This window comes from Nocardia sp. NPDC004722, from assembly GCF_053601505.1.
Genome location: NZ_JBSGBY010000203.1, coordinates 1 through 12,688, shown reverse-complemented (window position 1 = coordinate 12,688; position 12,688 = coordinate 1). Strand labels below are relative to the sequence as shown.

The 12,688-nt window shown below is 67.0% G+C and carries 16 protein-coding genes; 1 reads left to right on the top strand and 15 read right to left on the bottom strand.

Annotation, left to right across the window (positions count from 1 at the left end):
• From ACWELQ_RS20795 to ACWELQ_RS20730, 14 genes are all read right to left on the bottom strand, one after another.
• Positions 1-215 (bottom strand): TetR/AcrR family transcriptional regulator (locus ACWELQ_RS20795; protein WP_452398689.1); only part of this gene is annotated, 215 nt, incomplete at its 3' end.
• An 11-nt stretch (positions 216-226) separates the two neighbouring features.
• Positions 227-970 carry a hypothetical protein gene (locus ACWELQ_RS20790; RefSeq protein WP_452398688.1) on the bottom strand — a complete coding sequence of 248 codons (744 nt, stop codon included), beginning with the start codon at positions 968-970 and terminating at the stop codon, positions 227-229.
• Positions 971-984: 14 nt separating this feature from the next.
• The gene (locus ACWELQ_RS20785) at positions 985-1,935 is read right to left on the bottom strand and encodes an MlaD family protein (RefSeq protein ID WP_452398687.1); all 951 of its coding nucleotides are present in this window, start codon (positions 1,933-1,935) and stop codon (positions 985-987) included.
• Positions 1,936-2,943, bottom strand: a complete 1,008-nt coding sequence (locus ACWELQ_RS20780; protein WP_452398686.1) for an MlaD family protein — start codon at positions 2,941-2,943, stop codon at positions 1,936-1,938.
• Positions 2,940-3,869, bottom strand: a complete 930-nt coding sequence (locus ACWELQ_RS20775) for an MCE family protein (RefSeq protein ID WP_452398685.1) — start codon at positions 3,867-3,869, stop codon at positions 2,940-2,942. Before ACWELQ_RS20775 ends, ACWELQ_RS20780 begins: the two co-directional genes overlap by 4 nt.
• A complete protein-coding gene (locus ACWELQ_RS20770; RefSeq protein WP_452398684.1) occupies positions 3,870-4,883 on the bottom strand; it encodes an MlaD family protein in 1,014 nt (337 codons plus the stop codon). It lies immediately after the preceding gene.
• On the bottom strand, positions 4,883-5,893 hold the full coding sequence (locus tag ACWELQ_RS20765; RefSeq protein ID WP_452398683.1) for an MlaD family protein: 1,011 nt from the start codon (positions 5,891-5,893) through the stop codon (positions 4,883-4,885). The genes ACWELQ_RS20770 and ACWELQ_RS20765 overlap by 1 nt, the downstream gene beginning before the upstream one ends.
• The gene (locus ACWELQ_RS20760) at positions 5,890-6,918 is read right to left on the bottom strand and encodes an MlaD family protein (RefSeq protein ID WP_452398682.1); all 1,029 of its coding nucleotides are present in this window, start codon (positions 6,916-6,918) and stop codon (positions 5,890-5,892) included. Before ACWELQ_RS20760 ends, ACWELQ_RS20765 begins: the two co-directional genes overlap by 4 nt.
• Positions 6,919-6,921: 3 nt before the next feature.
• Positions 6,922-7,791: an MlaE family ABC transporter permease gene (locus ACWELQ_RS20755; RefSeq protein ID WP_452398681.1), complete on the bottom strand. Its 870-nt coding sequence runs from the start codon at positions 7,789-7,791 to the stop codon at positions 6,922-6,924.
• Positions 7,791-8,621 carry an MlaE family ABC transporter permease gene (locus tag ACWELQ_RS20750; RefSeq protein ID WP_452398680.1) on the bottom strand — a complete coding sequence of 277 codons (831 nt, stop codon included), beginning with the start codon at positions 8,619-8,621 and terminating at the stop codon, positions 7,791-7,793. Before ACWELQ_RS20750 ends, ACWELQ_RS20755 begins: the two co-directional genes overlap by 1 nt.
• Positions 8,622-8,922: 301 nt before the next feature.
• Entirely contained in the window at positions 8,923-10,203 is a 1,281-nt protein-coding gene (locus tag ACWELQ_RS20745) for an NAD(P)/FAD-dependent oxidoreductase (protein ID WP_452398679.1), read from the bottom strand.
• Positions 10,200-10,385 carry a rubredoxin gene (locus ACWELQ_RS20740; RefSeq protein ID WP_452398678.1) on the bottom strand — a complete coding sequence of 62 codons (186 nt, stop codon included), beginning with the start codon at positions 10,383-10,385 and terminating at the stop codon, positions 10,200-10,202. Before ACWELQ_RS20740 ends, ACWELQ_RS20745 begins: the two co-directional genes overlap by 4 nt.
• Before the next feature lie 13 nt (positions 10,386-10,398).
• Positions 10,399-10,560 (bottom strand): rubredoxin, encoded by a 162-nt coding sequence (locus tag ACWELQ_RS20735; RefSeq protein WP_452398677.1) that lies wholly within the window; start codon positions 10,558-10,560, stop codon positions 10,399-10,401.
• Positions 10,560-11,789, bottom strand: coding sequence for an alkane 1-monooxygenase (locus tag ACWELQ_RS20730; RefSeq protein WP_452398676.1), 1,230 nt, complete (start codon positions 11,787-11,789; stop codon positions 10,560-10,562). Before ACWELQ_RS20730 ends, ACWELQ_RS20735 begins: the two co-directional genes overlap by 1 nt.
• A gap of 108 nt (positions 11,790-11,897) precedes the next feature.
• Here ACWELQ_RS20730 and ACWELQ_RS20725 point away from each other — a divergent pair, with 108 nt between their 5' ends.
• Positions 11,898-12,539, top strand: a complete 642-nt coding sequence (locus tag ACWELQ_RS20725) for a TetR family transcriptional regulator (RefSeq protein WP_452398675.1) — start codon at positions 11,898-11,900, stop codon at positions 12,537-12,539.
• A 1-nt stretch (position 12,540) separates the two neighbouring features.
• Here ACWELQ_RS20725 and ACWELQ_RS20720 read toward each other — a convergent pair.
• Positions 12,541-12,688: GMC oxidoreductase (locus tag ACWELQ_RS20720; RefSeq protein ID WP_452398690.1), on the bottom strand; the 148-nt coding region annotated here is incomplete at its 5' end.

Below are 12,688 nucleotides of genomic sequence, written 5' to 3'. Positions count from 1 at the left end.
GTCACCTTGCCGACGCCGAGATCGATGACGTGGTCCAGGATTTCGCGCTTGCTGCCGAAGTAGCGGTAGACGGTGCCCTGGCCGATGCCCGCGCGGGCGGCGACCTGGGAGATGGCGGTGGCCTCGTAGCCCTGGGCGGTGAAGACCTCGAAAGCGGCTTCGATGATCTGCTGCCGCCGCCGCGAAGGCAGTTCGCTCTGCGGCGGGCGGCCCATCCTTCCAGGGGCTATTTCGCGGCCCCGCTCTTCGCGCCGAGATCCTTGGGGCCGTAGTCGCTGACCACCCAGGCGCCGCCGTTCTTGGCCACGGTCAGCACCAGCAGGTTGGGCACCGTCGCCGGATCCTGCTGCTGCACGTTCTGGGTCTTCTGGGTGGCGTAGACGGTGACGGTGTACTGGTCGTTGCCCTTGGCCTCCACCGAAGTACCGACCACGTCGCCGATGGCCACCACCTGGGCGTCGGTCATGATCTTGGCGAGGGTGTCGTGGACCTGGGTGTAGCGGTCGCGCAACTGATCCGAGGTGCCGCGCTGCACGCCGTCGAAGAAGGCGGGCAGATTGCGGTAGTCGTAGGTCAGCGAGCGCAGGGTGTACTCCTTGGCGACCTCCGCGGCCCGATCCCGGTCGGACTGACTGTCTTTCAGAGCGGTGTAGTCGCTGGCCGAGTTGTGCCAGAACACGCCCAGTACCAGCGCCACCACCGCGAACAGGGCCGCCGCGGCCGCCGCGAACGGGAACGCGCGCTGAGCGAAGCTGGTGGCGGGCACCGGCTTCGGCTCGGGCACGGCGGCCGCGTAGGTGTAGGCGGCAGCGGCCGGTGGCGCGTCGTTCACCTCGGCCACCGGTGGCTGCGGGATCGCGGTAAGCGTCGTGTCGGCGACGGTCTCGGTCTCCGCCTTGTCTGCGTCGCTCGTCGCGAGGTCGGCGTCGGCCTGTGCGAGCTCGGTGTCGGTCTTGTCGATGTCGGTCATGGAATGCCTTCTCTCTAGCGAGGAGTCTCGATGGCCACGTGCGCCGCGCCGTCGCCGGGGAACACCGTGGCCAGCAGGTCCACGATCGATCCGGCGTCGACCCGCAGCGGTTTGATGGCGGTGGTGGCGGGCTTCAGCACGGTGGCGATATGCGCGAGATCGGGTCCGATCAACTGGAGATAGTCGTTGATCTTGCCGACCAGCGGCCCGATCGGATCGTCGAAGATCCCCTGGCCGACGTACGAGTAGTTCTGGAACGCCCCGATGATGTGCAGCAGCTCCGGCAGCGCGGAATCGATATCGCCCGCCGCGGCGCTGAGGGTCGGCGCGCGTCCGTCGAACTTGTCGCCGAGGTTCTGCACGTTGGAGTAGAGCCGCGCGATGGCATCGTGCTTGTCGCGCAACAGGTTCGCGGTGTCGACCAGCGCGGTGGTCAGCTTGGCGACATCGGCGTCCCGGCCGTCGAACCCGGCCGCCACGGTCGAGGCCAGATTCTGCAGCTTCGCCGGATCCAGTTGCGCGGTCAGCGCGTCCAGCTTGGCCAGCGCGTCACCGACGGTGGTCGCGATCTTGACCTGCCGGTTGGGCACGATGCTGCCGTCGCGCAGATACGGACCCGCGGTGCCGGTCGGCCGGAAGTCGACGAACTGCTCGCCCGCCGCCGACAGGTTGCCGATCTGCACCACCGAATCGACCGGGATCTTGTACTTGGCGTCGTATTCGAGCCGCACCGACAACCCGCGACCGGTCGCGCCGATATCGCGAACCCGGCCGATCGGCAGGCCGCGCAATGTCACCTCGGAGGTCTTCATCAGACCGCCGGAGCTGTCGAGCAGCAGGGTGACGGTGTTGTTCTCGCGGCGCGGATCCAGATTCAGCACGCCGACGGCCATATAGCTGCCGCACACCAGGGTGAGCACCAGCAACAGCACCAGCGAAACCGGCCCGGAGAGTGAGAGTTTCATCTAGGGCACCATCCCGATCGAACGCAGTGTGGTGATCAGCTGGTCGGCCTGCACATCGGCGGAGATCTTGCGCACCTTCACATCCGGTGCCTGCAGGAAGGGGATGATCTTCTCCTTCAGCAGCGTGTGCAGGGTGTCGAGGTTCGCGCCGAGGGTGAGGTCGGCGTACCCGGCCGTCACCGCGGTCGGCGCGAGAATCGCCACGATGGACCGGAAGTCGCCGACGTGCGGCAGCAGCAGCTGACCGGCGTTCCCGGCGAGCTGACCGCCGCTGATGATCAGATTGACCACCGCCAGCAGCACATCCGACAGGCCCGCCGCGCGATCCGGCCCGTAGGTGAGGATGGTGTCGACCGAACCGCGCCCGGCCTCGAGTTTGGCGGTGATCGCCTGCGCCGAGGTGAGGATGCGATTCAAATCGTCGGTGTGCGAGGCCATATCGTGCAGCGCCGCCCGCCCGGCCCGGTTGACCCGGTCCAGTTCCGCCGGATCCGACGGGAACGCCGCGTTCACGTCCACGACCATCTTCTGGATGTCGGTCCAGCGCCCGCCGGTGATGATGTTCGACAGCGCCCGCAGAATGTCCTCCACGTTGGTGGCGGGAATGGTCTGCGACACCGGGATCGTGTCACCGTTGGCGAGGAAGGAGTCCGCTGCGTTCTTCGGGGCTTCCAGGGCGATGTGGATATCGCCGAGGATGGTGTCCTGCCGCAGTTCGGCCGTGGTGGTCTTGGGCAGTTTGGCGTCACTGTGCAGTTTCACCGTGGCCACCGCGGTGGTGCCGATCAGGTCGATGTGGTCGAGCATGCCGATCTCGACGCCGTCGGCGATCACCTTGGCCCGGTCCGGCAGGTTGAGCACCGAGCCGAATTCGATACGGACGGTGTAGGTGTCGCCGCTGGGATAGGTGCCCGGGATCGGGATGTCGGTGGCCTTCACCCCGCAGCCGCTCAGCAGTAGCGTCGCCGCGGTCAGCACCGGCAGCAGTTTCAGGACGGTGCGCCTCATTTCGCACCCGCCTGCGGTAGCTGGGCGGCCAGCGGCGGCAGTGCGGCGAGCAGCGAGTTGATATCGCCCTCGTGCTGCTGGAACAGCGTATGCGCCTGCGGCAGCACGGAATCCAGGAGACCGTAGATCTGGCTGTCGTACTTGCCGACATTGCGGGCGATCACCGGCAGGAACTCCACCGCGATGTCCACGGCCCCGGAGAACTCGGCCGAGAAATCGCCGATCAGCTGCAACCCGTTGCGCAGATTGTTGAGCACCTCGGCCATGTCCGGCCAGTTGGTGACGAACATGGTGGTGAGCTGATCCAGATTGTCGACCAGCCGCCGGAACACCGCGTCCTTCTGCGTGGGATCGCCGATCGCGGCCGAAAGCCGTTGCAGCAGTTGGTTCCACTGCTGACCGGTCCCGTCGATGGCGCTGTTGGCGGCGGTCAGCGTGTCATCGAGCAGGGTGTCGGGTTTGCCGCCGGGGTTGGCGCCCCCGGTCAGGTCCCCGGCCAGCTTGCCCATGGCGTCGAGCGCCTCGCTGATGCCGATCGGCGTCTTGGTGTGGTCGAGCGGAATGCATTTCGACGTGTCGTAGCGCGCCCCGCCGGTGTACGGCTTGGTGAGTTCCACGTGCCGGTCGGTCACGATGGAACTCGACATGGTGACGGCCTGGATATCGGCCGGAAGCTTCACCGAGTCCTTGACGCTCATGGTGACCCGCATCCGGTCACCCAGCGCCTCGATCTTCGACACCGTGCCGACATCGACGCCGAGCATGGTGACGCTGTTGCCCTCGTACAGCCCGACGGTGTCGGTGAATTCGGCGCACACGCTCTGTTTCGGATCGCGGACCGTGGTCGCCCACGACACCCCGACCGCACCGGCGGCCACCACCGCCACCGCGACCCCGGCGGCGAGTGCTGTTCTACCCCATCTCATTCAGCACGCCTTGCCTTCGTAGGGAATGCACAGCTGGACGCCCGCGACCGGCGCATCGACCTTGATCTGCGTGCCCAGCAGGCCATTGAGCTTGGTGATGACATCGCGCAATCCATTGATCACGGTGTCGATCCGGTTCGGGTCGTCGAACAGCTTGGACACCAGCTGCTCGAACTGGGTCACCGACGGTTCGACGCTGTCGCCGTAGGCCATGATCGGGCGGTGCAGGATCACCAGCAGCCGCTTGACCAGGTTGAACAGGCCCACGATGTCGTTCTTGCGGTTGCCGAGGCGGTCGGCGACCTGCCCGAGCTGCTTGACGAAATCCGCCAGCAGCGCCTTGTCGGTGGCGATGGCGGCGATGTATTCGTCGGACACGTTCAGGGCGGTATTGAGCTGATCGGTGCGCTGCGCGAGCATCCCGGTCAGCTCGTTGGCATTGCCGATCACGCTGCGCAGCGCGTCGGGCTGGCCCTGCAACGCCGTGTTGAGCTGCCCGATGGTGTCGCGCATGGTGGAGGCGTCGACCTGGCCGAAGATCGGGGTGCCCTTGTCGAGGATGTCGCTGAGCTCGAACGGGGTGGCGGTGCGCTCCGGCGGAATGTGGTGCGCGCCCAGGCTCTTGTCGCCCGCCGGGGCCAGCGCCAGGTAGTGGCCGCCGATCGGGGTCAGCATCTTGACCTCGACCGCCGACCGATCACCCACGCGCACATCGTGATTCACCGTGAAGGCGACCTCCACGTGATCGCCGACCAGATCCACGCTGCGGATCTTGCCGACATTGATGCCCGCGATGCGCACCTCGTCGCCCGCCCGGGCCCCGCCCGAGATCTTGAAGTCGGCCACGTAGGTCTGCTTGCCGAACGGGATGACGTACACCGCCCCGGCCACCGCCAGCGCGATCACGCACACCACGACACCGGCCATGCCCCAGCGCAATTGGGTGTTCTGGTCGCCGCGACCGGCGACCACGTCGCGAATCAGCTGTCCGACATATGTGATCAGTGCCCGCATCAGTTGCACACCACCAGGTTCTGGGTGGACAGGATGACGCCGACCGCGGCGGGCAGCGCCGCCTCACCGTTGGTGCAGGTGATGCGCGGCTGATAGCCCTGGCCGGGGGTCGACTGGTTGAGGCCCGTCACCAATTGCGGTGTGAGGGCGAGGATCTGGGTGAGCTGGTCGGTCTGCGGCACGAGTCGGCGCAGCAGGCCGTCGATCGGCCCGTAGCCCTGGTCGTAGGCGTCGCGGCCCTGCTCCAGGATCGGGATCAGCGGTCGCAGCACCGCATTGGCGGTGTCGACGGCGCTGAGCATGGTGTCGGTCTTGGAGGTGAACTGGTGCAGGATGCCCGCGAGCTGCTGCACCAGGTCGCCGACCGCCTGGGATTTGCCGCCGATGGCGTCGGCGACCACGCCCAGATTGCGGATCAGCAGCACGATCACCGCTTCGCTGTCCTTGGCGTGTTTGGTCAGCGCGTCCACGTCCGACAACACCGGGCCGATGCCCGAGCCGTCGCCCTGGATGACCCGCAGCAGGTTGGTGCCCAGCTGGTTGAGTTCGGCGGGATCCAAGGTGTCGAACATCGGCTTGAAGCCGTTGAACAGCTTGGACACGTCGAAGCTGGGGATGGTCCGCTCCACCGGAATCGTTGCTCCGGCAGCCAGTTTCGCATCGCCCTGACCGTCGGTGAGCAGCTCGACGTAGCGCTGGCCGATCAGGTTCTGGTAGCGGACCGCGGCCTTGGTGTTGTCGTAGACCGGGCGGGACTTCTCGACGGTGAAGTGCACGCGCGCCCGGGTGCCGCCGTCGAGGCTCACCGCCTCGACCTTGCCGACGGCCACCCCGGACATGCGCACCGAGTCACCGGCGAAAAGCCCGGAGACATCGGTGAACACGGCGTCGTAGGAGACCTTCTCCCCCGGGATCGGGGTGCGCAGCGCGGTGATGATGAAGGTGGTGCAGGCGGCCACGATCACCAGGAACACGGTGAGTTTGACGGCGGATCTGGTGATATCGCTCATTTCGCCCCTCCCGCCAGCGAATCCGCCAGGTACGGCATGGTTTTGGCGATCAGTTCCAGCTGCAGCTGCACGTGGCCGTCCACCACCGGCAGTGCGCCGTCCATGGCCGCGAGCAGATTCGGCACCCGGTTGTAGGCCGGGGCCACCGAGCCGATCGAGACGCTCAGCGGCACCGCCAGATCCAGCACGCTGTCGAGGATCTTCTCCAGATCCGGGTTGTTCTGTTGCAGCAGATTCGAAATCCCCAGCAGCACGGCGTCGTTCACGCCGTTGACGGCCTTGTTGGTGCGCGCCCGGTTGTCGGCGTCACCGAAGTAGGCGCTCTGCTCGAGCACCGCCAGCACGGCGTGCCCGGCCGAGGGGGTCAGGTCCCGGAACGCGCCGGTCATGTCCCCGCCGATGCGCAGATAGTGCGCCAGGGTGTTCTGCTGGCCGTCGGCCAAGGTCTTGGCGGTCTCGAAGAACGACTGCAGCACCGGTCCCAGGCTGGCGGTGTTGTCGAGCAGCAGATCGAACAGCCGGTGCACCGAGGCCGAATCCAGCACCTGGGTCAGCCGCGCCGCGCGGCGGAAGACACCGGCCACCGTCGCGTTGGTGGCGTTCTCGCCGATCTGCAGGATGGCGTGCTCCTTCAGCTTGCCGCCGCCCGCGCCGGGCACCAATTCGATGGCGCTGGAACCGAATACGTTCGAGGAGGTGAAGCGCGCGGTCACGTCATCGGTGAGCGCGTCGGCCTGGCGGCGTTCGATCCGCAGCGAGATGCGCTGATGCCCGTAGCCGATGGTCTGCACCTTCTCGACGGTGCCGATGGCGTAGCCGCGGAACTTCACCTCCGCGCCCGGTGCGAGACCCTCACCCAGGGTCGCCGCGTCCACGGTGACCTCGAAGCGATCGGCGAAACCGCCCCGCGCATAGGAACTCACCGCGATCGTCACCACGACCAGTACGACGGCGATCACCAGCCCCCGCACGCGCAGCATCCACGCTCCGGCGCTACGGCCGGAATGATCCTTGAAAATGGCCATGATTCACCCCGAGATCCGGATGCCGACATCCAGGCCCCAGATCACGATCGTCAGGATCATGTCCAGGATGACCACCAGCACCAGGCTGGCGCGGATGGCGCGGCCCGATGCGCGACCCACACCCTCCGGGCCGCCCGAGGCGTAGAAGCCCTGGTAGCCGTGGATGAGAATGATGGCGACCACGAAGATCGTCGCCTTGATCAGTGAGGCGACCACGTCGCCGGGTTGCAGGAAGGCGTCGAAGTAGTGGTAGTAGGTGCCCGAGGACTGCCCGTGCAGCACGTTCACCACGGTCGCGCACGACAGGTACGACAGGATCAGCGTGAGCAGGTGCAGCGGCACGATGGTGACGACGCCGGCGATGACACGGGTGGTCACCACGAACGGCATCGGCCGGATGCCGATGGCCTCGAGCGCGTCGATCTCCTCGGCGATGCGCATCGCGCCGATCTCGGCGGTCATGCGGCAACCCGCCTGTGCCGCAAAGCCGATCGCGGCCACCATGGGCGCCATCTCGCGGGTGTTGGCGTAGGCGGAGACGAACCCGGTGAGCGGGCCCATGCCGACCATGTTCAGCGCGGTGAAACCCTCCACGCCGATGGAACCGCCGACCGCGATGCCCAGGAACGCCAGCACCGCCACGGTGCCGCCGCCCACGATGATCGCCCCGGAACCCCAGGTGATGTCGGAGAGGATGAGCATGGTCTGACGGCGGTAGTACTTGAGCGTGTGCGGGATCGCCGCGAGCACCTCGACCACGAAAGTCGCCTGGTGGCCCAGGGATTCGAAGACGGTCATGGGCGCCTGCGCGGTCTGGCCGATGACCCGGCCCGCGTGGCCGAGCGGTGTGTATCTGGCAGGTACCTGGGTCATCAGCCCACCTGCGTCGGGATGAACATCGAAACCAGCTGCGTGATCACGAGATTCACGCCGAAGGCCGCGATCACGCCGATCACCACGGCCGCGTTCACGGCATTGGCGACGCCGCGCGGACCGGCGGTGGCCTCGAGGCCGCGCTGACACGACACGATGAGCACGATGATGCCGAAGATGACCGCCTTCACGATGGCCACCCACAGGTCGCTCATCTTGGCGAAGGCGGCGAAAGCCGACAGGTAGGAACCCGGTGTGACGCCCTGGAATCCGACGGCGATCACGTAGCCGGTGAACACACCCATGAAGATGATCAGCATGCACAGCAGCGGCGTGAGCACGATCATCGCCGCCAGCCGCGGCGCGACCAGGCGGCGGATCGGGTCGATGCCCATGACGCGCAAGGCATCCACCTCGTCGCGGATGGTGCGCGCGCCCAGGTCCGAGGCGATGGCCGAACCGGCCGCGCCGCCCAGCAGCAGCGCGGTCACCATGGGCGCGCCCTGGCGGATCACCCCGAGACCGCCCGCGGCGCCGGAGACCGAACTCGCGCCGACCTGCTGGGTCAGGCTCCCCACCTGCACCGCCACGATGACGCCGAACGGAACCGATACCAGCACAGCGGGAATCGCGGTCACGCTGACGATGAACCAGCCCTGCTGTAGCGTGTCACGCCACGGATGGCGCAGTTTGACGATGTCGACGACCAGGTACCGGAACGCCGCGATCGCGAGCTGAATCGTCCGCCCGAACGTCCGCAGTCCCGAAAGCACGAATTCGATGGCCTGCCGCAGTAACGGATCCGGCCCTCGAACAGCCTTGTCGACCAATGTTCACCACCCCACAGCCCCACTGTTTTGGTCGATGCCGACCGGTCCCTCTGTTGACCGGTTCCGACTGACCGAGACAGTAATACACATTTCGGACTGACGTGTCAGTCTTCACGGAAATATCCGAGGGCTTGACAGCGGTCCGCGTGCCGGTGAAAAATGCGCGCATCGCGCGTATAGCACCTTCTACCAGCAGATTTCAGCAATGGGTCGGCAAATGCGAAATGCCGCCAGACCAGTCGGTAGGTCCAGCGGCATTTCAGATTTAGCGGGCGATTAACTCAACTGCGGGCGCACGACCTCACGACTGTCCGGACAGTGCGAGCAGCGCGCTCAACGGCCGCGACTCATCGGCGCAGACACCCCGATCCACCTGCGCGGCACGGCCGATCAGATCCCGGGCGGCCCGGAACTCAGCAGGACGCGCGATGCTCACGACCCCGGTCGCCACACCCTCGCGCACGGCGAGCACGGTCGCGTCACCATCCTCGACGCAACCCCGCACCACGAGCTCGTCCGAATCTCGAATAGTGCCCGCGAACTGGATGTTTCGTCCGTACTGCAGCGTCCATCCCCACGACACCTCGCCCGGTGCCGGAGGCAGCCCGAGCATGGAACGCGCCGCTCCGGCCCCCTGCGCCTGAGCGCTGTTCCAATGCTCCTCCCGCCGATACTCGCCCACCACCGGATCGAATCGACTCGCCGCGTCACCGGCCGCGTATACCCCGGCAGCCGAGGTGCGATAGCACTCATCGACCCGAATTCCGTCGGAAACCGCCAGTCCCGCAGCCTCGGCGAGTGAAGTGTCCGGGACAGATCCGATCGCCACCAGTACGGCAGCCGCCGACCAGCTGCGGTCATCAGCCGCGACGGTCACGATCCCCTCGCCGTGGCGCTCGAACCGGCGCAGTTGCACGCCGGTATGAATCGCGACCCCGTTGTCGGCATGCAGCTTCCGCACGAAGTCACCGATCATCGCCGGCGCGACCCGCTCGAGCGGCCCGCCCGCGGCATCCAGCACGGTGACCTCGGCCCCCAGTCCCCGCGCGGTTGCCGCGACCTCGCACCCGATGAGCCCGGCCCCGACGATGACGAGCGACCCACCCCGCCCGATCGCCGCCCGCAGGGTCTCCGCATCCGCCCGGCCACGCAACACGTGAACCCGCGCGGCACCCTCCGATTCCCCGAAACCGCCCCGGATTGTGGCACTTCCGGCCCCGTCGAACAGGGTCGACGGGAGCTTGCGCGGGCGAGCGCCGGTGGCCAACAGCAGGCTGTCGTAGCCGATGGCGGAGCCGTCGGCGAGCCAGACCAGGCCGGGGCCGGGGTCGATGGAGGCGACCCGGGTGCCGAGGCGAAGTTCGATGTCGTGGGTGTGCCAGAAATCGCTGGGCTGCAGCAGGGTACGGCGATCCTCGACGGTGCCCGCCAGGATTTCCTTGGACACCATGGGCCGCCGATAGGGCGGCTCGGGTTCCGCTCCGAGCAGGACTATTTCGCCGGTGTAGCCCTCGGTGCGCAGGGTGCGGGCGGCGGTGGCGCCCGCGACGCCCGCGCCCACGATGACGATGCGGCCGGTCACGCGCGGCTGACCTCGACCATTTCGAAATCGGCCTTGGCCGCACCGCAATCCGGGCAGGACCAGTCCTCGGGAATGTCGGCCCAGCGGGTGCCGGGCGCGATGCCGTCCTCGGGCCAGCCCAGCGCCTCGTCGTATTCGAAGCCGCACTGCACGCACTGGAAGAGCTTGTAATCGGTGGTCATGGCAAGGTCCTGTCTAGGTGGGTTCGAAGTCGAGCTTTTCGCGGACGCCGCAGTCGGGGCAGCACCAGTCGTCGGGCACGGCCGCCCAGGCGGTGCCGACCGGGAAGCCCTCGCGGGGTGCGCCTTTCGCCTCGTCGTAGACGTAGTCGCAGACCGGGCAGCGGTAGGCGGCCATCACGCCACCCCGTACTTCGCCAGCACGCGCGCACGCTTGCGAGGCTGGATGTTCACGCGGGTGATGTCGCCCGAATAGTGCTCCAGCACACGGTGATCCATCACGCGCCGCCACAGTGGCGGGAAATATGCCAGCGAGATCATGCTCGCGTAGCCGCTGGGCAGGTTCGGCGCGCCGTCCATGCTGCGCAGGATCTGGTAGCGGCGAGTGGGATTCGCGTGATGATCGCTGTGCCGCTGCAGGTGGTAGAGGAAGATGTTGGTGACGATGTGGTCAGAGTTCCAGCTGTGCTCGGGCGTGCAGCGCTCGTAGCGGCCCACGGCGGTCTTCTGCCGCATCAGCCCGTAGTGCTCGAGATAGTTCACCGTCTCCAGCAGGGTGAAACCGTAGATCGCCTGGATCACCAGCCACGGCAGGATCGACGGTCCGAACGCCGCGACCAGCGCACCCCACAGCACCACCGACATCAGCCATGCGTTGAGCACGTCATTGCGAATCGTCCACGGCCGCTTGCCGAGTCGCTCCAGCCGCTTGGCCTCGAGTTCCCACGACGAGCGCAGGCTCCCCCACACGCTGCGCGGCAGGAACGCCCAGAAGGTCTCGGCGAAGCGGGCGCTGGCCGGATCCTCCGGCGTGGCGACCCGCACGTGGTGGCCGCGATTGTGCTCGATGTAGAAGTGCCCGTAGAACGTTTGGGCCAGCGTGATCTTCGACAGCCAGCGCTCCAGATCGTCCTTCTTGTGGCCGAGTTCGTGCGCGGTGTTGATGCCGACGCCGCCCATCACGCCCATGCTCAGCGCGAGCCCGAGCTTGGAGACCAGGCCCAGCCCGCCGTCGATGCCCAGCCACGACAGATCGCTCGCGGTCCACAGGTAACAGGCGGCGGTGAGGCTCAGCAGCTGGAAGGGGATGTAGGCGTAGGTGCAGTAGCGGTAGTACTTGTCGTTCTCGAGGTACTCCATCACCTCGTCGGGCGGGTTCTGCCCGTCGGGCCCGAAGAAGCGGTCCAGGACTGGCAGCAAGCCGTACACCAGCAGCGGGCCGATCCACCACCAGACCGGGGCGACCGCCGACCAGCCGAGCTCGTTGAACGCCCAGACGAAGGCCGTGGCCAGGAACAGCGCGGTCGGCGGCACCAGTCCGAACAACCACAGATACCGCTTGCGATCACGCCACTGCGGTCGCGCCGCAGCCTCCCCATCGCTGAACCGGGAACGAGACGTCGTCATTGCCGTACTCCTAGCATTTACACTTTCCGAAGAACTGTATTCATTAGATACAGAGTCACGTAATCTGTCAACGACGGGACGAAAGGCGAGCTCATGTACGATCGGGGCGTGGTTGAAGCGCCGAACTTCCAGAACGAGATGCGGCAACTGTTGCGCGAGCGGATCGTCGACGCCGGACGCCGCATCGTGGTGACCGAGGGCTGGGGTGCGGTGAACATGTCGCGGCTGGCCAAAGAGGTGGGCGTGAGCCGGCCGGTGCTCTACAAGGAGTTCGGCAACAAGCACGAATTGGCCGAGGTGGTGATCCGCCAGGAGGTCGACGGCTTCCTGATCGGCATCGCCGAGAGCCTGGCCGCGCATCCGGCGGACGCGGTAGCGGGCTTTACGGCGGCGGTCGAATACACACTGCGGACCGGCGCCGACAACACGTTGCTCAAGGCGGTGCTGGCCGGACGGTCGGCGACCGACACCGCCCTGCTGCCGGTGCTGATGACCGAGACCGAGCCCGTGCTCGGGCGCGCGATCAGCGCCCTGACCGCGGCTATCCGCGCACAGTACGGGCTCGGGGAGATGGACGAGGCCGGACTGCTCTCGATGACCGAGGTGCTGGTCCGGCTCGCCCTGAGCCATCTGTTCCAGCCGACCGGGCCCGTCGATCGGGCCGTCGAGCAGATCCGGCTGGTGATCTCGGCGACGTTCGGCGCGGCCCTCGGCTCGATCCCGGCTTCGGCCGCGCCGCAACGGGATTAGGTCACTTCAACCTCGCGGCGAGGCGGGTGGCGTTCATGTGGGCGATGGCCTCGATGCTGATCATCGGGTTCACGCCCGAGGCGGTCGGGAAGCAGGAGCCGTCGGCCACCACGATATTCGGCACGTCCCAGGTCACGCCGTCGGGATTG